Annotated in this window: 19 protein-coding genes and 2 pseudogenes; 5 read left to right on the top strand and 16 right to left on the bottom strand. The window is 59.2% G+C overall.

Annotated features, from left to right (window positions below):
• Positions 1-5: 5 nt before the first annotated feature.
• Both JJ869_RS06840 and JJ869_RS06835 read right to left on the bottom strand, forming a co-directional pair.
• Positions 6-1019, bottom strand: a complete 1014-nt coding sequence (locus JJ869_RS06840) for a membrane dipeptidase (protein WP_292265515.1) — start codon at positions 1017-1019, stop codon at positions 6-8.
• Positions 1016-2461: an aldehyde dehydrogenase family protein gene (locus JJ869_RS06835; protein WP_292265513.1), complete on the bottom strand. Its 1446-nt coding sequence runs from the start codon at positions 2459-2461 to the stop codon at positions 1016-1018. The genes JJ869_RS06840 and JJ869_RS06835 overlap by 4 nt, the downstream gene beginning before the upstream one ends.
• A gap of 93 nt (positions 2462-2554) precedes the next feature.
• On the opposite strand from JJ869_RS06835, the gene JJ869_RS06830 reads away from it, so the two are divergent.
• The gene (locus JJ869_RS06830) at positions 2555-3415 is read left to right on the top strand and encodes a LysR family transcriptional regulator (protein ID WP_292265512.1); all 861 of its coding nucleotides are present in this window, start codon (positions 2555-2557) and stop codon (positions 3413-3415) included.
• Positions 3416-3632: 217 nt separating this feature from the next.
• On the opposite strand, the gene pcaF is transcribed toward JJ869_RS06830, so the two are convergent.
• From pcaF to JJ869_RS06815, 3 genes are read right to left on the bottom strand one after another with little or no spacing between them, the layout of a single operon-like run.
• Complete coding sequence (pcaF, locus tag JJ869_RS06825) at positions 3633-4838, bottom strand: 3-oxoadipyl-CoA thiolase (RefSeq protein ID WP_292265511.1); 1206 nt, start codon at positions 4836-4838, stop codon at positions 3633-3635.
• Positions 4831-5892, bottom strand: coding sequence for a 3-hydroxyacyl-CoA dehydrogenase NAD-binding domain-containing protein (locus tag JJ869_RS06820; RefSeq protein ID WP_292265531.1), 1062 nt, complete (start codon positions 5890-5892; stop codon positions 4831-4833). Before JJ869_RS06820 ends, pcaF begins: the two co-directional genes overlap by 8 nt.
• Positions 5893-5895: 3 nt before the next feature.
• Entirely contained in the window at positions 5896-6147 is a 252-nt protein-coding gene (locus tag JJ869_RS06815; RefSeq protein WP_292265509.1) for a hypothetical protein, read from the bottom strand.
• An 875-nt stretch (positions 6148-7022) separates the two neighbouring features.
• Between JJ869_RS06815 and JJ869_RS06810 the strand changes: the two are divergent.
• The 3 genes and pseudogenes from JJ869_RS06810 to JJ869_RS06800 all read left to right on the top strand — a co-directional run.
• Positions 7023-7400 (top strand): annotated as a pseudogene (locus tag JJ869_RS06810) (alpha/beta hydrolase); the annotation flags it as partial.
• Positions 7401-7818: 418 nt separating this feature from the next.
• On the top strand, positions 7819-8571 hold the full coding sequence (locus JJ869_RS06805) for a GntR family transcriptional regulator (RefSeq protein ID WP_292265508.1): 753 nt from the start codon (positions 7819-7821) through the stop codon (positions 8569-8571).
• Between the two features lie 356 nt (positions 8572-8927).
• Positions 8928-9503, top strand: a complete 576-nt coding sequence (locus JJ869_RS06800; RefSeq protein WP_366510415.1) for a protocatechuate 3,4-dioxygenase — start codon at positions 8928-8930, stop codon at positions 9501-9503.
• 52 nt (positions 9504-9555) lie between these two features.
• On the opposite strand, the gene JJ869_RS06795 is transcribed toward JJ869_RS06800, so the two are convergent.
• Positions 9556-9825: a GNAT family N-acetyltransferase gene (locus JJ869_RS06795; RefSeq protein WP_292265506.1), complete on the bottom strand. Its 270-nt coding sequence runs from the start codon at positions 9823-9825 to the stop codon at positions 9556-9558.
• Between JJ869_RS06795 and JJ869_RS06790 the strand changes: the two genes are divergently transcribed.
• On the top strand, positions 9814-10182 hold the full coding sequence (locus JJ869_RS06790; protein WP_292265504.1) for a hypothetical protein: 369 nt from the start codon (positions 9814-9816) through the stop codon (positions 10180-10182). The two genes, JJ869_RS06795 and JJ869_RS06790, sit on opposite strands and share 12 nt — an antisense overlap.
• 125 nt (positions 10183-10307) lie before the next feature.
• On the opposite strand, the gene JJ869_RS06785 is transcribed toward JJ869_RS06790, so the two are convergent.
• The 10 genes and pseudogenes from JJ869_RS06785 to JJ869_RS06740 form a co-directional block, all read right to left on the bottom strand.
• The gene (locus JJ869_RS06785; protein ID WP_292265502.1) at positions 10308-11222 is read right to left on the bottom strand and encodes an aminotransferase class IV; all 915 of its coding nucleotides are present in this window, start codon (positions 11220-11222) and stop codon (positions 10308-10310) included.
• 95 nt (positions 11223-11317) lie between these two features.
• The gene (locus JJ869_RS06780; protein WP_292265501.1) at positions 11318-13225 is read right to left on the bottom strand and encodes a heavy metal translocating P-type ATPase; all 1908 of its coding nucleotides are present in this window, start codon (positions 13223-13225) and stop codon (positions 11318-11320) included.
• Positions 13226-13486: 261 nt separating this feature from the next.
• Positions 13487-14371, bottom strand: coding sequence for a polysaccharide deacetylase family protein (locus JJ869_RS06775; RefSeq protein WP_292265500.1), 885 nt, complete (start codon positions 14369-14371; stop codon positions 13487-13489).
• A complete protein-coding gene (locus JJ869_RS06770) occupies positions 14372-14797 on the bottom strand; it encodes a nuclear transport factor 2 family protein (RefSeq protein ID WP_292265499.1) in 426 nt (141 codons plus the stop codon). It lies immediately after the preceding gene.
• Between the two features lie 80 nt (positions 14798-14877).
• Positions 14878-15903 (bottom strand): ABC transporter substrate-binding protein, encoded by a 1026-nt coding sequence (locus JJ869_RS06765; protein ID WP_292265498.1) that lies wholly within the window; start codon positions 15901-15903, stop codon positions 14878-14880.
• A gap of 32 nt (positions 15904-15935) precedes the next feature.
• Positions 15936-16709 carry an ABC transporter permease gene (locus tag JJ869_RS06760; protein ID WP_292265497.1) on the bottom strand — a complete coding sequence of 258 codons (774 nt, stop codon included), beginning with the start codon at positions 16707-16709 and terminating at the stop codon, positions 15936-15938.
• Positions 16710-16718: 9 nt separating this feature from the next.
• A complete protein-coding gene (locus JJ869_RS06755) occupies positions 16719-17591 on the bottom strand; it encodes an ABC transporter ATP-binding protein (RefSeq protein WP_292265496.1) in 873 nt (290 codons plus the stop codon).
• A 321-nt stretch (positions 17592-17912) separates the two neighbouring features.
• Complete coding sequence (locus JJ869_RS06750; RefSeq protein ID WP_292265495.1) at positions 17913-18578, bottom strand: TetR/AcrR family transcriptional regulator; 666 nt, start codon at positions 18576-18578, stop codon at positions 17913-17915.
• A gap of 118 nt (positions 18579-18696) precedes the next feature.
• Positions 18697-19224, bottom strand: a complete 528-nt coding sequence (locus tag JJ869_RS06745; protein WP_292265494.1) for a peroxiredoxin — start codon at positions 19222-19224, stop codon at positions 18697-18699.
• Positions 19225-19304: 80 nt separating this feature from the next.
• A pseudogene (locus tag JJ869_RS06740) lies at positions 19305-19581 on the bottom strand (3-hydroxyacyl-CoA dehydrogenase); the annotation flags it as partial.

The following is a 19581-nucleotide window of genomic DNA, read 5'->3' as shown; positions in this document are numbered from 1 at the left end:
GGTGGTCATTCCGCGCCGCGCGCGGTCGCGTCGCCCGTTGCAGGGACACCGCTGAAACTTGTCTCGAAGAAACGCAGCCAGTTTTCGCCCATGACCGCGTCCACATCTGCATCGCTTATCCCAACGGCACGCAAGCCAGCGCGGATGTTCCCGAAATCCCGGTTGTCGACGAACCACTTGGGCATTTCAGGAAAACCCGGCGCCGCAGCGCTGCCCTCGCCATAGTCGATCCGCTTGGTCCAGCGACCGACGCGCATCCATTCGACAATGCTGTCAGGTTGATCCTGGCAAAGATCAGTGCCAATCCCGATCTGGTTGATGCCCATCACGTCGGCAGTCCGCGCGATCATCTCGCAGAAGTCCTGCAGCGTGCAACCGCTGCCCCCCTTCAGGTGATGCGGATAGACCGAAAAACCCAGCATCCCGCCGGTTTCCCCCAAGGCCTTCAGCACGGTGTCGGACTTGTTGCGCAAGGCCGCGTGCCAGTTGGCGGGATTTGCATGGGTGATCGCAATGGGGCGGGTCGAGTGTTCGATCGCCTCAAGGGTCGAGCGTTCGCCGGAATGGCTCATGTCCACGACCATTCCGACCCGGTTCATTTCGGCCACAACCTCGCGGCCCATGCGCGTCAGCCCTGCGTCGTCATCCTCATAGCAGCCCGTCGCCAGCAGCGACTGGTTGTTGTAGGTCAGTTGCATGAAGCGCAGACCCAGCGTGTGCAGGATCTCGACCAATCCGATATCGTCCTCGATACAGGACGGGTTTTGCGAACCAAAAAAGATCGCCGTACGACCGGTCTCTTGCGCCAGTTTGACGTCCGCGGCTGTGCGGCCCTGGAAGATCAGGTCTGGGAACTGTTCGAACCAGCGGTTCCAGCGTTCGATCTGCAGCACCGTCTCGCGGAACGTTTCGTGGTAGGTGATGGTGACATGCACAGCGTCCACACCGCCCGCGCGCATCTGTCGGAAGATTTCTTCGGACCAGTTGGCATATTGCAGGCCGTCGATCAGCACGCTCATGTCGGCTCGCCCGCCGCGACATAGGCGGTCTTCACGGATGTGTAGAACTCTGCGGCATAGGTGCCCTGCTCGCGCGGGCCGTAAGAGGACGCACCGCGCCCTCCGAAGGGGACATGATAATCGGTACCCGCCGTCGGCAGGTTCACCATCACACAGCCGGCCCGCATGTTGGCGCGGAAGTGGCTCGCACGCGCAAGACTGCGGGTCATGATCCCGGCAGTCAGGCCGAACGCGCTGTCGTTGGCAATGGCCAGCGCCTCGTCATAGCTATCGGCCTTCATCACACAAGTGATCGGCGCAAACATTTCCTCGCGGTTGATCCGCATGTCGTTGGTTGTGCCCGCGAAAATGGCGGGGGCCATGTAGTAGCCCTCGGTCCCGCACTCCAGGCGCTCTCCACCAGTCAGCAATTCCGCGCCTTCGCTTTTGCCGATATCGATATAGTCGAGGTTTTGCTTCAGTTGATCTTCACTGACCACGGGACCCAACTGTGTACCGTCTTCCAGAGCATGACCGACCTTCAGCGCCTCGGTCGCCGTCACCAGCTTTTCGACGAAGGCATCATGGATCGATGCATGGACGATCAGGCGCGAGGCGGCGGTGCATTTCTGGCCTGTCCCGCCGAAGGCCGCTCCGCAAGCATTTGCGACCGCGAGATCAAGATCGGCGTCGTCCATGATGACCATGGGGTTTTTCGACCCCATCTCCATCTGCACCTTCGTCATGTTCTCGATGGCCGAAGCGGCGATACCGCGCCCAACGGGGACAGAACCGGTAAAGCTGATCGCCGCCACGTCGCGGCTCTCCACAAGTCGCTGGCCAACATCGCGGCCCGGACCCGCGACAAGATTGAAAAGCCCTGCAGGAATATCCTGCTTGGCAATGATCTCGGTCAGGGCCACCGCGCTGGCCGGGGTCAGGTTCGCGGGTTTCCAGACCACCGAATTGCCGAAGGCAAGTGCTGGGGCGATCTTCCAAGCAGGCGTAGCCACCGGGAAATTCCAGGGCGAGATGATCGCCACCACACCCACCGGCTCGCGGCGCACGTCGATCTCGACCCCGGGTCGGACACTTTCGGCCAGATCACCCTGATTTCGGAGACACTCACCCGCGAAATAGGTAAAGAACTGCCCGGCGCGATAGACTTCGCCTTTGCCTTCGGCCAGCGGCTTGCCTTCCTCGCGGGCAATGATGCGACCAATCTCTGCGGCGCGAGCCATCAACTCGGTCCCGATCGCCATCAGCACGTCGTGGCGTTTCTGGATGCCCGCTGCCCACCAAGCCACCTGCGCACGTTTGGCAGCGTGCAACGCTTCATCCAGCTGATCAGCCCCGGCCTGAGCATAGAGCCCGATCAAATCCGACACATCCGACGGGTTTCGATTTTCAAGCTGGCTTACGCCGGAGTCCCAGCGGCCATCAATATAGAGTCCGGTCTGCATCGCTCATCCTCGTCCTGCTTGACATCAGTCCTAAACGAGGAGAGGTATTTCAGGCAATCTTGAAGATCTGAACGCAACTTCAGGAAACCTGAAATGGCTATCAAGCTTGAAATGCTTCGCACTTTCCGGATCGTCGCCGAGCAGGGATCCCTTATCGCGGCCTCCTCGCTGCTCGCCCGAACGCCCTCAGCCGTGTCGATGACGCTCGCCCAATTGGAGGCCGACATAGGCGCGCCCCTCTTTGAGACCGACCGCAAGAACCGGCTGACGCCGCTCGGTCAGCTCGTATTGGAGGAAAGCAGCCGTGCCACGGATGCATTTTCCCGCAGCATCGAGGCCATCGGAAGACACGCAATCTCTACCGCGGGCACCGTCCGAATTGCAGCTGTGCCCTCGGCGACGATTGCCGTCTTACCCGAGGTGATCGCCGCGTTCCGCCGCATCCGCCCGGACGTGAGGCTCGAAATCAGCGACCTGGACAGCGCGGCGGTGCGCCAACGGGTCAAACTCGACGCCGCCGATATCGGTATCCTGTCGGCGACACCGGACGATCCGGCAAACGGCAATCTTATCCTCGAAGACGACCTTGGTATTGTCTGTCGGAAGGATGGCCAGATCTCGCGGGCGATTGCGGACGGCTGCGCTCTTTCGTGGGACCTGCTCGAGCGGGAACCTCTCATCGCAAACCCGCTTTGCCACCTTGTCGACCATCCACGCGTGACAGAGCTTTTGGAGGCCTGCAATCTGGAGGCCCGCAACACAACCGCTCTGCTCTCCTTTGTACGCGCGGGTCTCGGGGCCACGATCCTGCCGCGCGGTGCATTGCAACATCAACCCGAAGAGCTGGCCTTTCTCATGCCGCGAGACCCGGAGACCCGTCGGCAATTACGCAAAATTCGCTCCGATGACCGCCATTTGGGCCCCGCAGCCGAAGCATTCTGGAATGCGCTTTAGGGTTCCATATCGAGACACAGGTCTTGCAAACGTGCTTGCTGTTGCCCGGTTTGATCAAAGTCGTCCGGCGAACGCCATTGTAGGGGCGCCGATTTGCGTGAAGGCTACGCGCTGCGAAGAAAAGAAATACAAGCGATGTCTCGCTGCCACTTGTCGTGAACCATTGCATTTCGCCATGTGCCCTCACCCGCGCACTACCGCGTCAAGGCCAACAGTGTCACACGGCTTCAATGGCCACTGCAATCCCCTGTCCTACACCGATGCACATAGTCGACAGCGCGCGTTTGCCGCGTGTGACCTGCAACTCCAACACCGCAGAGCCGACAATCCGCGCGCCTGACATGCCCAGCGGATGACCAAGCGCGATTGCACCACCATTGGGGTTCACTCGGGGATCGTCATCCGCAATGCCCAGATCTCGCAAGGTGGCAAGGCCTTGGCTGGCAAAGGCCTCGTTCAGCTCGATCACGTCAAAGTCGGATTGCGACAGACCCAACCGTGCCATCAGCTTTTTCGAGGCAGGCGCCGGCCCGAACCCCATGATCCGTGGCGGCACACCAGCGGTCGCTCCGCCCAAGACCCGCGCAATCGGCGTCAGACCGTTTGCGTTGGCCGCCGCCTCAGACGCGAGGATGAGTGCCGCGGCGCCATCGTTGACGCCCGAGGCATTTCCCGCCGTGACCGACCCGCCTTCGCGGAAAGGCGCAGGCAACTTTGCGAGAGCCTCGAGCGTCGTTTCCGGACGCGGGTGTTCGTCAGTGTCGACGATCCGGGGGGCTCCCTTTCGCTGCGGGATGCTGACCGGTGTGATCTCCTGCGCCAGCCGACCGTTTTGCATTGCGATCCCAGCCTTATGCTGGGACCTAAGCGCAAAAGCGTCCTGATCCTCGCGGCTTACAGAGAAATCTTCAGCGACGTTCTCAGCTGTCTCGGGCATCGAATCGATGCCGTATTGCGCTTTGATCAGAGGATTGACGAAGCGCCAGCCAATGGTTGTGTCGTAGATTGACGCGCTGCGCGAAAAGGCACTGTCGGCCTTGGGCATCACGAAGGGCGCGCGCGACATGCTCTCAACACCACCCGCAATCATCAGCTCGGTCTCCCCTGCGCGGATGGCCCGCGCCGCCGTGATCACCGCATCCATGCCCGACCCGCAAAGCCGGTTCATCGTCGTGCCGGGTACCGTTTCAGGCAGACCCGCCAGCAGCAGCGACATGCGCGCAACATTGCGGTTGTCTTCACCTGCCTGATTGGCGCAGCCATAGATCACCTCGTCCACCGACGCCCAATCAACACCCTGGTTGCGCTCCATCAAGGTGCGCATAGGCACCGCCCCCAGATCATCCGGCCGGACTGATGACAATGCACCACCGTAACGCCCTATGGGGGTTCGGATGTAATCGCAGATGTAAACGTCACGCATCGCCGGACTTCCTTCTATCAATTTCTTTCCGCTCGGCCCGCAACAGCGCCAGCATATCCTCGACCGAGCCGCTCGGGGCTTTTGGACCTGCAGAGGTGGATACGGCAGCCACCATAGCTTTGATCCGCTTCATTGGTTGGCCGGAAGCCCACCAAATCGGCCCCCCGGTCCAACGAGGAAAGCCATAACCGTGAACAAGTGTCACGTCGATATCGCCAGAGCGCTGCGCCACGCCCTTCTCAAGAACCAAAGCGGCTTCATTGAGGATCGCACCCAGCAGTCGGTCCTGAATGTCTTCAACTGAGAACACATGGTGCGTGATACCCTTGGAGGCGCGGGCCTCGTCAATGATCGCTGCGTCTGACGGATGCGCTTCGCCGGTATCGTAATCGTAACAGCCGCCGTTCGTCTTGCGGTCGAACCGGCCCGCTTCGCAGAGCCTGTCCGATATCTCGACATAGCGCGTGGCGGGATCGCGGGTTGCCGCCTGCCATTTGCGCATGTTCCAGGCAATGTCGAGACCAGACATATCCCCCACTGCAAACGGGCCCATGGCAAAACCAAACTCCGTCGCAGCAGTATCAACGTCTTGGGGGGTTGCGCCCTCTTCGATCAGGAATTCGGCATGCCGCCGATACGCGGCGTAGATGCGGTTGCCGATGAAGCCCTCGGCCACCCGCGCCACCACGGGCTGCTTTCCTAGCTTCTTTGCCAAATTCAGTGCCGTCGCCAATGTGTCAGCGGACGTGTCGTTGGTGCGCACAACTTCAAGAAACTTCATGATATCGGCAGGGCTGAAGAAATGCAGGCCGAGCACATTCTCAGCGCGCGATGTGACGGCAGCCATCTCGTCGATGTCGAGGTAAGACGTATTTGTCGCGAGGATCGCGCCGGGTTTCAGGATGGCATCCAACGCGCCGAAGAGCTCTTTCTTCACGGCCATGTCTTTAAAAACGGCTTCAAGCACCAGATCGCAACCCAAGGCCAGTTCGAACCCACCACCAAGAGCCGCACCATGGATCGCAGCGCATACCGGATGTGGGCAATCCTCAATCGCCTAGATCACTTGCGGCAGTTCCGGGGGCACCAGCGGAGCGCCAAATTCCTTGATGTCCGATCCGGCCATGAAACTGCGACCTGCCCCAATGATGATGACACCCTGGAGGTCCATTTTCGACGCTTCGGCCAGACATGCCAGCAAACCCTGCCGCACCGCAGTTGAGCCGGCGTTAACCGGTGGGTTGTCTATCGTCACTATGCCAAAACCATTCAGTATCTCTGTGCGAACAACGCTTTCGTCGCAGATCATCTTCGTACTTTCATCAGCAGAAGATCGGGCTGGTTAGGGCCATCACAATGCACATGATGAAAGTCAACCCGTCGACCAAAACCGCCGTAAGTGCGGTAAAAACGCCTTAGGCAGCGCAAAAAATGCTGTTGCAGCCTCGGCAACCATGCATGCATTTTTGACCCAGCGCCTGGCAATTTGCATGGCCTTCCGTTCCTCGCCGCCAATTCAGTCATAAACATAGCTTTCAGGTCGATACCAACATCGTCTGAGGGCACATCACGCCTTCAGAGCGCTGCAACCAATGAGAAGCAACGAGAAAAATGATGACTCTTTTTTGGGGGGTCTTTCACCAATATCATCCATGAAAGCAAGGGTCGCGTTTTTGCCCGAGACAGGACCGCATCTATGCTTTTCGGACTTGGGTCGATCTTCAAACTCACCGAGTTCAAGTCTGAAAACGGTGTTCAATTCCGTCACCTCTAACCATGGTCCGGAACGATCTTGGACCGCCGGTGCATGTCTTATCCATGTATTCCAACTTGCTATTTTGCGAATTCGCGAGTGCGCACCCACAAAAAACCATATCAATAGCTTTCAGTTCGCTCATAGATTGCCTGGACCGCGAAAGCCCGGGCCAAACCCAACCACGACGCAGGGCGCGACACGTCAATCCAGGGGACGGGCACAGGGATGACATCGGAAGTTTCAAAAGCTCAAATCCTCAAAATCGACCGCGCCGATATCACCTATATGCCGAGGCAATTGCCCCGCAGTCGGACACTGCGCCGTGGATCATCTTCGGAAACTCGCTCGTCACGGACATCACGCTTTGGGATGCGCAGGCCGCTGCACTAGCAGACCGCTATGGAATTTTGCGCTAAGATCAGGCCGGGCACGGCAAATCAACTGTGCCCATGCAACCGATCGCCTTTGACGATCTCGGCTCCGACCTTCTGGCGGTTATGGATGCGGCTGGCGTCGCGCGTGCGTCCTATGTTGGCGTGTCAATGGGTGTGCCCACCGGCCTAGCTGCCCACAAGATGGCTGAGGATCGGTTCGCCGCGCTGGTCTTGTGCGACGGTCAGGCCCGGACGGCACCCGGTGGTGCTGCTGGCTGGATTGACCGCATCGCGATGGCGGAAGCGTCCGGGATGGAGGCATTCGCGGCTGCGACAGTGGACCGCTGGCTAACAAGTGGTACCGGTGCGGAGCGTCGCCAAGAACTTGCAAAAATGATTGCGGCGACGCCACTCGACGGGTTCCGCGCCTGAGCAACTGTGTTGATGGACTATGACTACGCCGACGAACTTGCCCGACCATATCGCTCCTGAATTGAAAAGCGACCCGCCCTCTGTGACAGAACTGCCGTCGCTGCCCAGACGCGCTGCGGCCGAGTAATCGACGTAGCGCACCTTACAGGCTGCCACCGGACCGCTTGCAGATGCGTTCTTTCCGAGCCGTTGCGCGCGTCGCGTTCGTTTCACGAGACCTCCCTCCACGTCCGACGGATCAGCCAACAGCCGCAGTTTTCTTTGAACAGGTGTGTGTGTCTTGGGTCCAACGACACGCTGACCGGCTCAGAGGCCAGCGCTCTTGCTGCGACCAGAGAAAACATAATGAGCTAGCACAAGTGAACCTTTATGGTACCAAGAGGCCCCAAAACCGGCCCGGAACTGTTCGGAGACAGACATGGCTGATACAGGCAAACCCTCACAGACAGCTACGGCGCTGCGTAAAAGCGCCGTCGCCCGTTACCTGCAACTGGCTGCGCTTTTTCGGCGTCGGATCGAGACCAACGAATGGCCCATCGACTCCCGCATTCCAACGGTCGAGGAACTGGCCAAGGAATGTGGCGTCGCAAACATGACGATCCGACAGGCACTTGGCTTGCTGGAGCAGGAAGGCCTGATCGAGCGATTCCGCGCCAAGGGGACCTTTGTCCGCAAAAGCAACCGCCGCGATTTGTGGTGTGAGGTCCAGACAGACTGGAACGGCCTTTTGATGTCGCGCGACAACGCTCATATTGAGCTTCTCAGCAAAGAAACTGGCGCAAAACCAACGGATTATCCGAGCGGATACAGCACGCTCGCCCCCTCCTACCTGCACCTGCGCAGACGACACAGCCATGAAGGCGAGTGTTTCCTGCTGGCAGATGTCTTTATCGACGAACGGTTGGCTCACAAGATCGACGCGACGGATTTTACGTCAAAGACGTCGATGCGGTTGATCGCGGATATCCCAGGCCTGAAGATCGTGGATGCCCGCCAGGTTCTGACCATCGGTTCGGCCGACCCGGAAGTCAGCGGACTTCTTGGCGTGCCACTGGGAGACCCAATTGCCTATGTTCAACGCGTTGCGGTGGCAGAGGACGGGACAATCGCGCTTGTCGCGAACGGCATCTACCGTGGCGACATGGTTCGTGTTGAGATCAAGCTGACGTGACGCTGCTTTCGGCCCTCCGCGAGGCACGAAGCGACGCCGGTGATCCAGCGCGACCAAGTAAAGCATTTCGCTTCGAAACCCGTAAAACAAACGGCAAGTCCAAAAGATTCCAAACAGTTATAGTCGCTTTTTAAAGCCACACTCCAAGACCATCCGGATTTCATGTGATGACGTGCTGTTCACCTGGCATCACTAAAAACCTACTTTTATAGTTTTTTGAGAGCGTTTATCGAGACCAGAGGAAATTTGCGCTGAAAAGCGGCAAATAAAAAAACCTTTTGGCGACGGAACAACCAGGTCGCTGCGTTTAAGTTTAGAGACTTGGAAACGGAGCCATACAAATATGACCTCGAAAAATCAGACACGCCGGCATCTCCGCGCAACCACTTCTAGCTGCAACCGCGACACCACCGGCGACCGAGGGCCCATTCTATCCTACTCCCTCCATGCGCAGCGCAGATGTTGACAACGATCTGGTCAAGATCATCGGCGCAGTCCGCGAGGCGGGCGGCGAAGTCTTCATGCTCAAGGGGCGCCTCACTGACAAGGGTGGCACCCCTCTGGCCGGTTACCGCATTGAGATCTGGCAATGTGACATGAACGGCAAATACCTGCACAGCAGCGATCGCCAGAGCATCGCGTTCGATGCTGGCTTTCAGGGCTTTGGTCACGACATCACAGGCCCCGATGGCAGCTACAGCTTTCGCACCATCAAGCCCGTGACCTATCCGGGCCGCACGCCCCACATTCACGTCAAAGTCTTTGACGACAGTCGTGAACGTTTGACGACGCAATTCTACATAGATGGACATCCGGCCAATGGTCGGGACCGCATTTTCAATCGACTGGCGGACGCCGAGGCCAAAGCCGTATCCATGATCTTTACCCCAAGCGCCGACGGCGAGCAGGCGACAGTCGACGTCATCCTCTGACGAGAATCCGCTCCCGGTCGTGTCCTTCGGTCCGAAGTCGTAAGGTGTTGGGTCAATCGCTGTTCAGCGGATGAACCCACACCTCCGCCTCTGGCTCATGGGGTGCGCGGGTTCCATCGCTGACAGCGCCAAACCGTTTTGCCACCGCCTGCGACCGGGTATTTGCAACGATGATATAGCTGTAAAGCCGGCCCAGCCCGAGTGCCTCAATGGCCCAGGTCTTGACTTCCCGCGCGGCTTCAGTGGCAAATCCTTTCCCCTCTGACCCTTCGAACAAATGCCAAGCCAGTTCGATATCGGGCCAATCGGAATGCTGGATCAAACCGGCGCGGCCAATCGGCTGTCCCGTGCTCCGCTCAACCAGAGTAAAGAAACCGATGCCGTGCTATTGCCAATTACCGATGCCCGTCAGAAAACCGAACCACGCCTGTTGAGAGGTCACCGTTTCCCCCTGCGCCTGCAGCGATGGAGCACTTGTCATGAAACGGGTGAACGCCGGCAGGTCATTCCTTTAAGGTCCGCGCAATATCAACCGCTCGGTCATCAAAGTGGGTGCCGTCGTAAGAGTCTGCATAGAATTTACCTGTCCGGTCAAAAACTTGGGGCCGTGTGGATCATCTCGTCAGTGATCGCCAAACCGCGCCATTTTTCACACAGCAAGCCGTGCGACACAAGTTAAACATCTAATCATATAGCTTTTCAACATGCGAGCGGGGTTTAGACGATCCTACCCCTCGCCTCAGCACCAAAAGATTGAAAAAGTTGTTGCCATGAAAAAGCTTGGCAACTGCCGCGCAGAAACAATCACTCCCCGATAAATGCCTTGTAGAGTTCCGAAATACCTGCGGTGACAGGCCCCGGTGTGCCGCTGCCCACTTTGCGCCCATCGATCGTGGTCACCGGAGTGATCCCACCCAGCGTTCCAGTCACAAAGGCTTCATCCGCCGCATAAGTTTCAGCAAGCGTGTAATCCTTTTCGAAAATCGGTTTGCCTGCATCGCGCCACAGCGTGATGACTTTGGACCGCGTGATCCCGTTGAAACAGGTGCTTCCGGTGGACGTCCACAACTCCTCGCCCCGGACAATGAAGAAATTCGTCGAATTGCAGCTTGCCACAAAGCCGCGGTCATCCAGCATCAAAGCCTCGTCCGCGCCCATATTGATCGCCTGGATCAGCGCTTGAATGAAATTCAGCCGCGAATGGGAATTGAGCCGCAGATCGAACACATCCGGCGTCGAACAGCGGATGGTCGAGGTTAGCAATTTCAATCCACGCGCCTTGAGCGCCGCATTGGGTTGCTTGTATTCCGCAACGATGACGATGGTTGCGCCGCCAACGATAAATCGCGGGTCCTGGTTAGGGGTGGATTTCACGCCGCGCGAAATCATCAACCGAATATGCGCGCCGTCTTCCATCTTGTTATGACGGAGGGTCTTCCAGATTTCGCCAACCAATGCGTCCCGATCCATCCCGATATCCAGTTGGATGGAATTGGCGCCCTCATAAAGCCGCGCCATGTGGTCGTCGACCGCAAGAAGCCGCCCCTTCACAAGCCGCAGCCCCTCCCACACTCCGTCCCCCAGAACGAAGCCACTGTCGAAGACTGACACCCTGGCCGCGTCACGGGGGAAAAACGCTCCGTTCACATAAACTTCGACTTCGTCGTTCCGGGAGTCTGGAGCGTAGCTTTGGGCGCTGGCTTGGGTGGCGTCGTTCATGGCGCAGTCCTGTTTTGAAAGTGGTCTTGCATTGGGTGGACAAGAAACGCGTCGATGCAAGGGTTCGCAGTGTGCGACGGTCAGCTTCTATCGGCCTATGGGGTCGCCCCCTGTGCTGTGTCCGGGCCCGAGGCTGGTATCGGCACCGGGTTCCCCGACATAACATCCTGCGGTGCGATGCGCAGCGCCCGCAGGGCATTGAGGATGACAGCCACGTCGATCACCTCTTGCAACAACGCGCCCTGAACCGGACCGAGATATCCGTAGGCCGCAGCAATCATGCCCAGAACAGAAAGTCCGATCCCCACAACCACGCTTTCCATGGCGATCCGACGGGACGCGCGCGCGATCTCGATCCCCGGCCCCAACCGGTCGATCCGATCCACCAGTAGCACCACGTCAGCGGCCTCGGCCGACGCGGCAGCGCCCCTTGCCCCCATGGCGACACCGACATCGGCCGCTGCCAGCGCAGGCGCGTCGTTCACGCCGTCGCCCACCATCATCAACGGTCCATGCTTGCGCTCGGTGAGAACCAGCAACACTTTCTGATCGGGTGTCAGCCCAGTCCGCAAACCGTCAAGGCCAAGTCCCTCGGTCACACGTTCAGCCACCTCAGCGCGGTCACCAGTGGCCAACAGAATCCGACTGATCCCTTGGCGACGCAGCCCCGCCAGCATGGCGCTGGTGCCTTCGCGCAGCGGGTCCGACATGACCAGATGGCCCGCCATCTGCCCATCGATTGCAACAGCGACCAACACAGACCCCACGTCCTTGCCGGGCAGCCCCCTGCCCGCTCGACCAACCAATGACGCTACAAAATCATCGCCACCGACAATCACCTCGCGGCCCTCGACACGCCCTTTGACACCTTCGCCCGGCATCTCCATCACATCGGTCGGTATCGGCAACGCTTGCCCGCGCAGCTTGGCCGCAACCACAACCGCCTGCGCCACGGGGTGTTTCGAGGCCTGATCCAGGGATGCGGCAAAGCGCAGAATGTCTTCCGGAGACATGCCGTTTGCGCTGTTGATCGACACGATCTGCGGTCGGCCATCCGTCAGCGTGCCGGTTTTGTCGAGGATCAGCGTGCGGATCCGTGCCATCGTTTCGAGCGGACCAGCACCCTTGATCAGAAAGCCGAAATGCGCGGCCCGCGACAGCCCCGCCACAAGCGCCACCGGTACAGCAAGGATCAGCGGACAAGGCGTTGCCACGACCAGCACCGCCACCGCCCGGATCGGGTCGCCTGTAAACCACCACGCCGCAAAAGCGATCGAGACTGTCACCAAGAGAAACCCCAGTGACCAGCGGTCCGCCAGCCGGGACATCGGCGCTTTGGAGGCCTGCGCCTCCTCGACCAGCCGGACTATGCCCGCATAGGTGCTGTCCTTGGCTTCGCGCATCGCGGTCAGGTCAAACGCTTCACCCGCATTGGTCGAGCCGCTCATCGCCTCTGCGCCACGCGCCAAGCGGACTGGCAGGGATTCACCCGTCAACGCAGACATGTCCACAAAGGCTGTGTCGGACGCCACTGTCCCGTCTACGGGCACCACATCGCCCTGCCGGATCAAAAGCCGGTCGCCCATGGCGATCTCGTCCAGCGGGACATCTTCCAACCCACCATCGCGGTGTCGCGTCGCGGATCGCGGCACGCGGGACAACAGGTCGTGCATTTCGCGACGCGCGCGGCCTTCCGCAAAAGCCTCAAGGAACGTACCGCCGGAATACATCACCGCAACCACCGCAGCGGCCAGTGTTTCGCCAAAGACCAATGCCGCCGACATCGAGAGCGCTGCCACGATGTCCAGACCGATTTCGCCAGATCGCAGGCTGCGCAGGATCTCGATCACCAACGCCACAAGCGCGGGAACAACCCCGGCAATCCAGACAAGGTCCGCGATATCCGGCCTGTCAGCAAGCCAGAATATAAGACCCAAAGCCAGACCGGTTGCTGCCAGCAGCAAAATGACAATCTTCAAACGGTCGGTGCCGGTCGGTTCCATGCGGCGTCGGTTCCTTTCGCCGGGGCGCTTGCCGCAGGGTCGCCGGACGGATGCCGACCGACTCCTGAACGCGTTGTGCCGGGTCCATCATCGCGCAGGAGGCGCGGAGCGTCGAGCCGAAGTTTCAGGAAGAACCGTTTGGCACGCGGATCCCGCCATGGATGATCCAAGGCGCCCCCGATTTTTTACCAAGTGGTAAAATAATGCGTCCGGCACACGAATTTCCAACCTGCCCGCTCTTTGCGAGCGCTTAGGCTCCGGTTACACGATCAGATCAGGGATGCTGTTCCGGCAATAGTCATGGATCTCTCCGCTTCGGGTCAGCCAGATATCGTCCCGATGGGCGCAGATATGCGCCAAGGCCCGACGAAGGTGGCGCAGCCGGTACGGTTGCCCCACAAGATAGGGATGCAGTGCAATGCCCATGACCAAAGGCTGCGTCTTGGACTGCTCCAGCATTTCGTCAAAATTGTCGATGATCATGTCCGCAAACTGCGCCGCACCATCCTTGCGCGCCACAATGGAGGGAATGTCGTTGGCCTCTTGTGGGTATGGGATGGACAGAAGCCGCCCCGCGCTGGTCTGCATCCAGACCGGCTGATCGTCCATACACCAGTTGAGGGTATAGCCGTAACCCGCCTCGGCCAGAAGATCGGGCGTATCGACACTTTCAGCAATCCAAGGTGACAGCCATCCCTGCGGAGCCACACCTTCGGCCTCTGTCAGGACCTGCGTTGCCTCTGCGATCAGTGCCGCCTCACCTGCCCGGTCCAGCACGCTTTGCCGTTCTGAATTCGTGCGCCCATGCCCAACGATCTCGTCGCCTCGCTCACGAAAGGCTGCCATGAGGTCGGGCGCGTAATCGTACATCGCGCTGTTGGCAAGAACGCTGACCGGCATGTCCAACACGTCGAACATATCCCGCATCCGCCACGCGCCGACACGGTTGCCATAGTCCCGCCACGCATAGTTCAGCACATCGGGCTGCGGCCCGCCGGGCGCGATTTCCGCACCCAATCCTTCTCCAAAGGCAAAGTGTTCGAGGTTCAGTCCGATATAGACCGCCAGCCGCGTCCCATTCGGCCAGGTGTAATCCGGTCGCCCGGTGATCGGGTTGTAGGCGTAGCGTCCATGGTCGCGCAGCATCTAGAAATTCGCCTCCGCCAATCCGGCCTTGTGAAGCAGGATTTCCGCACTGTCATTCCAGACATCCGTCGCCACGATCTTTCCTCCGCGCACGATGAACTTGTCCATGTACCGGTTGGTCTCGAACGTGGTGCCGTCCTTCCATTCGCCGTAAAGATAGCCGGTGTTGTAGACATGCACGTCGCCCGTCTCGGCATCGAGTGCGGCGTCCGTGCGCAAGAACCGTTTCTTGACCCAGGCATACCGTTTGGCATTGAAGGCCGAGGCGTCCGCCGGGCCTGCAAACCGGCGCCCTCCGGTAAAGATCAGCTGAAAATCCTGCGAGACATAGGCCGATGCGCCTTCGGGATCCGGAACCATGGAGCGTTCGAGGTAGGCTTCCACAATTGCCTTGGCCTCGACGACGGGATCGGTCTTCATGTCCATTCGGATCTTCCTTGAATTGGTAAGCTGTCTCAAGCGATACGCCGGGCGATAGCCCCGGCGCATCTGGCAATTAATTTGGATCAGTTGATCGACACGTCCAGCATCCGCTCGGACGCGGGGCTGAGGAAGGAACGGTCAAAGATTTCCGACGCTTCGGGGATAGTGTCGAGGCCGTAACCCTCGGCAATGAGGGCGATGGACCGGGTCAGACGCTCATCCACAAGATCGCCAATGCCCGTCTCGGCCGTCTCGGGCGCGTTCATCAGCTTGGTCAGTGCAAATTCCAACCGTGCCCGCTCCAGTTCTGGGTCGACAAGGTTGTCAAAGGCCATGATCGCTTCAACAGCGACGTCCTGATTCTTCATCACTTCCAGCGTCGCCTTTGTGACCGCGCGCACAAGCCCCGCGACGGCTTCGGGGTTTTCCGCCAGCAATGTGCGCGAGACCATCATGCCGTTGGAATAAAGGTCCATGCCGTAGTCCTCGTAGTTGAACCAGTCGAAATCAGCGGCCGGATCCTTGCGGTTGGCAATGAGGTTGAACCAGCTCGAAACCGTAAAGGTGTACGCCCCGTCGATTTCCCCGCGGATCAGCATGGGTTCCTGAAGGTTCGGCGCAAGGCTTTCGTACTTCACCGTATCGATGTCGATGTCGTTCAGACGGGCAAAGACCGGAAACAGCCGCGTGGTCGGTGTGCCCTGAGCGCCGCCCAGTGTCTTGCCTTCGAGTTGCTTGGGCGACGTCAGCCCCAGTTCCTTGGGCACCGCGATCGCGAACGGCGGGCGGTTCCACATCTGGAACACCATCATCGGTGCTTCGCCCGGACGCGCAGCGGCGTTTTGGATGATCGCATTGATGTCACCGAACCCGGCGTCGTAGGCACCGCTCATGATGCGGGTCACGGTGGCGGCAGAGCCTTCCCCCTGATCGATGGTGACGTTCAGCCCTTCTTCTTCGAAATAGCCTTTGTTCAGCGCCACCAGAAAGGGCGCGTCGGACCCTTGGGTCTTCCAGCCAAGGGTAAACTTGATGTCCGTCATCTCGGCCATCGCCGGGGTGATCCCGGCCATCACGGCGACTGCGGCGGCAAACAGAGTATGCTTCATCGTTTTGTCCTTTCGATCTAAGGGAATACAGGTCAGGTGATGGCGATTTCGGTGTCACGGGTGGCCCATCCGGTCACCCGGCGCTCCAGCCAGGAGAAGAGCGCGTAAAGAACGACCCCAAGCACGGCGAGGATGATCAGACCGGCGAACACCAGCGACACCTGAAAGTTCGATGATGCGGTCATCATCACGTTGCCGATGCCCCGGTTGGAGGCCACCGTCTCGGACAAAACCGCGCCCACGAAAGACAGGGTGATGGCCACTTTCAGCGAGGCGAAGAAATACGGCATGGTGCGCGGTAGACCAACATTCCAAAGGATTTCGGACTTTGACGCACCCAGCGTCTTGAGCACGTCTTCAAGGTCAGGCTCGGTCTTGGCAAGGCCAGTCGCGATGTTCACCACGATGGGGAACACGCAGATCACCATCGCGGTCAGGATCGCAGGTGTGGTGCCAGAGCCGAACCAGAGCACGAAGATGGGAACGACTGCGACCTTGGGTATCGACGAGAACCCGACCAGCAAGGGATAGGCGACGGAATACGCCACTTTGGAGGTCCCGACCAGAACACCCAGAGACACGCCAATACAAACCCCAAGCGAAAATCCGATCAGCGTCGAATAGAGGGTCTGCAGAATATGCGGCCACAGGATCGGGAATTTGGTCCAGAGCGTCACAAGGATCTCGGACGGGCGCGGCAATACAAGATCGGAGACGCCCAGCACGATGCAGAGCAGTTCCCACATGAGGAAGAAACCTGCGATCAGGGAAAACGACCACATCCGGATGCGTTGCTTTTCGTTCATGGCGCGCTCCTAGGTCCGGACCTGGGCGATCAGCGCCCGGAGGGTCTGGGTCATTTCGACGAATTCAGGCGAGTAAATCGTTTCGATGGCGCGCGGCTGCGGCAACGGCACCACCTCATCGGAAATGATCCGCCCCGGACGCGCGCTCATCACGCAAATCCGCTTGGCCAAAAAGCCGGCTTCGCGCAGGTCGTGGGTGACCAGAAGGACCGTGGGTTTGCGGTCAAGGTAGAGGTCCTGCAGGATCTGCCACAGCTCTTCCCGGGTGAACTGATCCAACGCGCCGAAGGGTTCATCCAACAGCAGAAGATCGGGATCATGCACCAGCGCCCGGCACAGATTGGCGCGCTGCAACATTCCACCGGACAATTGCCACGGGAAATGGCCTGCAAAATCCTTGAGCCCGACCTGCCCCAAGAGCGTGTGCACCCTGTCGCGGAACGCGCCCTTGCGGTCCTGCCGAAAGGTGTTCTTGAACGGTTTGACGATCTTGAGAGGCATCATCACGTTCTGCTCGATCGTCAGCCACGGCAGCATGGTGGGGTTCTGAAACGCCATCCCCATACGCAGGTGCCGGATCGCAGCATCCCGCCCACCGACCAAAACCGCGCCCGAGGACGGAGTGATCAGGCTGGTGACCAGTCGCAGGATGGTCGACTTTCCACAGCCCGAGGGCCCGACAAGAGCAACGAAGTCGCCCTGCTCCAGGGTCAGTTTCGTGGGGGACAAGGCCGTCACTGCCCTGTCGCCAGTGCCAAAAACAACTGAGGCCTGCTGCAATTCCACGGCTTTGATCCGCGTCGCGGCAGCACTTGGCACCGCGGTCGGGCTTACGGTCTCTACAGGGTCTGCGGGGTCTGCGGGGTGTGCTAAAATGTTCATGCCTGCTGGTAAATCGCAGAGTATTTCCGAGCCAAAATTCTAAGTAAATTTTTTTTGACTAATTTCCGCCTGCGACCAAATCGCAGCCGATTTGCACGCTGTTTGCCCGTAAAACTTGCATATGCGGAAGTATACCGACACGGAAAAACGTCACATGCTTCCGTCGATTACGCTGAATGAGGGAAGCAAGAATCGCCAACCCGCAACACCCGTCTGGCAAAACGCGACGAAGTCGCAATCAGCCCAACGGGCCAACTGGCGCTTCAATCTCTGCTTTCGTGAAATCGTAAGTAAGTGAACGTTCCACCCGAAGCGCGAACGTCAGACCTGTGTTCCAGCCCCGAGATAGGACAAAACAACGTCAACGGTATGATCCCGCCGCGCGTCCTGCCACGCAGGATCGGTCAGATCCTGTCCGACGACAGTGCCCAGCGTTGCGGCATTGTTGAGGTGGTGCGCAGACAGCGCGACAACAGTCACATAAAGCTGAACCGGGTCGGGTTTGCGGGAAAACGAGCCTGCTGCATGACCCCGCTCCATCAATTCACCAATCGCCGTGATAAACGGCTGCGACATGTCGCGGATCATCTGTGATCGCTTGATATACTTGCCGTTCAACAGGTTCTCATTACGGATCAGCTTCAGGAAATCGCCGTTCTGGGCAAAGTAATCATAGGTGAATTCCACCAGACGGCGCGCTTCGAGAACGGGATCGGCCGTCCCGAACCGCAACTGCGCTTCGCGGTTTCGGATCTGAGCGTAAACACTGTCCAGAACCGCGAGGTACAATTGCTCCTTGCCGCCAAAGTAGTGGTAGATCATGCGCGCATTACACTTGGCAGCCTTGGTGATGCGCTCCACCCGCGCGCCGTGAAATCCGTGTTCGGCAAACTCGGTGACCGCCACCGACAGAATCTCAGCCCGTGTCCGCTCGGGGTTCCGGCTGCGCACCGGCTGTGCCTTGGGGACATCTTCGATTTTGGACATGATCTACCTTCTGAAACCGGCTGTCCGCAAAGGATAGGCGCAAGCCGAACAACTTGAACAGCCCCAGTCAGACGTGCGGCTTGCCACCTTCGAGACCATTTTCAGGTATTCGAAGGCGTCAAAGCCCCTGAAGATAGGCGAACATGACCTCGGCGGCAGACACATCCAGCGGTACACCTGGTGGGTTGTCTTTGAACCCCGGCTCGCTGAACAGTTTTTCGATCTGCCCGTCGTTCACATACATCGAATACCGCCAGCTGCGCAGGCCCATGCCATTGCTGGTCCGTTCGACCAGCATCCCCATCTTGCGGGTGAATTCGCCGTTTCCGTCAGGCAGCATCATAACGTTTTCGATGTTCCGAGACAGGGCCCACTGATGCATCACGAAGGCATCATTTACCGATACACAGATCACCTGATCGACACCCAGCGCACGAAACCTGTCGGCATGCGCCTCGTATCCCGGCAGGTGGCTGTCCGAACAGGCTGGCGTAAACGCACCCGGCACGCCAAACAGAACGATCCGTTTGCCGGAGAAGACATCATTCGAGGTCAGCTGCCTCCATTCAAACGGGTTGGGTCCGCCCAAGGCATCATTGCGAACGCGGGTGTGGAACAGGGCGTCGGGAACAGTCTGCGGGTGCATGGTTGGCCTTTCAAAATGATCGTGACTTGGCATCTAGGGCAGGATGTTCCGCGCGTCGATCCTGCCCTGCGCGAGGGGCGTCAGTCTGCAACGGCACGCGCGGCAAACATCGGCCCACCCTTCCAACGAGGAAACCCATATCCATTGACCATGACCACGTCGATATGATCGGCAGATCGGGCGATGCCTTCGGCGAGCACCGCCTCCGCTTCGCGGGTCATCGCGCCCAATATGCGCGGCATGACATGTTCAGTGGGAATGCTTGGGTCAGCTTTGCCCATCGCCTGACGCTCTTCACCGATAATCGACATCACCAGCTCGGACGGCTGCGCGCCTTTGTCGGAATGGTCATACCAT

The organism is Marivita sp. (assembly GCF_017643905.1).
Classification (GTDB): domain Bacteria; phylum Pseudomonadota; class Alphaproteobacteria; order Rhodobacterales; family Rhodobacteraceae; genus Marivita.
This window is presented reverse-complemented; position numbering and strand designations above follow the sequence as displayed.

What these genes read in the sequence shown, in the direction of transcription:
- pcaF (WP_292265511.1), bottom strand. Translation starts at nt 4,838, where the DNA reads ATGCGTGACGTTTACATCTGCGATTACATCCGAACCCCCATAGGGCGT.
- JJ869_RS06785 (WP_292265502.1), bottom strand. Translation starts at nt 11,222, where the DNA reads ATGAACGACGCCACCCAAGCCAGCGCCCAAAGCTACGCTCCAGACTCC.
- JJ869_RS06790 (WP_292265504.1), top strand. Translation starts at nt 9,814, where the DNA reads ATGCTGGATCAAACCGGCGCGGCCAATCGGCTGTCCCGTGCTCCGCTC.
- JJ869_RS06835 (WP_292265513.1), bottom strand. Translation starts at nt 2,461, where the DNA reads ATGCAGACCGGACTCTATATTGATGGCCGCTGGGACTCCGGCGTAAGC.
- JJ869_RS06840 (WP_292265515.1), bottom strand. Translation starts at nt 1,019, where the DNA reads ATGAGCGTGCTGATCGACGGCCTGCAATATGCCAACTGGTCCGAAGAA.
- JJ869_RS06775 (WP_292265500.1), bottom strand. Translation starts at nt 14,371, where the DNA reads ATGCTGCGCGACCATGGACGCTACGCCTACAACCCGATCACCGGGCGA.
- JJ869_RS06780 (WP_292265501.1), bottom strand. Translation starts at nt 13,225, where the DNA reads ATGGAACCGACCGGCACCGACCGTTTGAAGATTGTCATTTTGCTGCTG.
- JJ869_RS06830 (WP_292265512.1), top strand. Translation starts at nt 2,555, where the DNA reads ATGGCTATCAAGCTTGAAATGCTTCGCACTTTCCGGATCGTCGCCGAG.
- JJ869_RS06745 (WP_292265494.1), bottom strand. Translation starts at nt 19,224, where the DNA reads ATGCACCCGCAGACTGTTCCCGACGCCCTGTTCCACACCCGCGTTCGC.
- JJ869_RS06755 (WP_292265496.1), bottom strand. Translation starts at nt 17,591, where the DNA reads ATGAACATTTTAGCACACCCCGCAGACCCCGCAGACCCTGTAGAGACC.
- JJ869_RS06765 (WP_292265498.1), bottom strand. Translation starts at nt 15,903, where the DNA reads ATGAAGCATACTCTGTTTGCCGCCGCAGTCGCCGTGATGGCCGGGATC.
- JJ869_RS06805 (WP_292265508.1), top strand. Translation starts at nt 7,819, where the DNA reads ATGGCTGATACAGGCAAACCCTCACAGACAGCTACGGCGCTGCGTAAA.
- JJ869_RS06750 (WP_292265495.1), bottom strand. Translation starts at nt 18,578, where the DNA reads ATGTCCAAAATCGAAGATGTCCCCAAGGCACAGCCGGTGCGCAGCCGG.
- JJ869_RS06815 (WP_292265509.1), bottom strand. Translation starts at nt 6,147, where the DNA reads ATGATCTGCGACGAAAGCGTTGTTCGCACAGAGATACTGAATGGTTTT.
- JJ869_RS06770 (WP_292265499.1), bottom strand. Translation starts at nt 14,797, where the DNA reads ATGGACATGAAGACCGATCCCGTCGTCGAGGCCAAGGCAATTGTGGAA.
- JJ869_RS06760 (WP_292265497.1), bottom strand. Translation starts at nt 16,709, where the DNA reads ATGAACGAAAAGCAACGCATCCGGATGTGGTCGTTTTCCCTGATCGCA.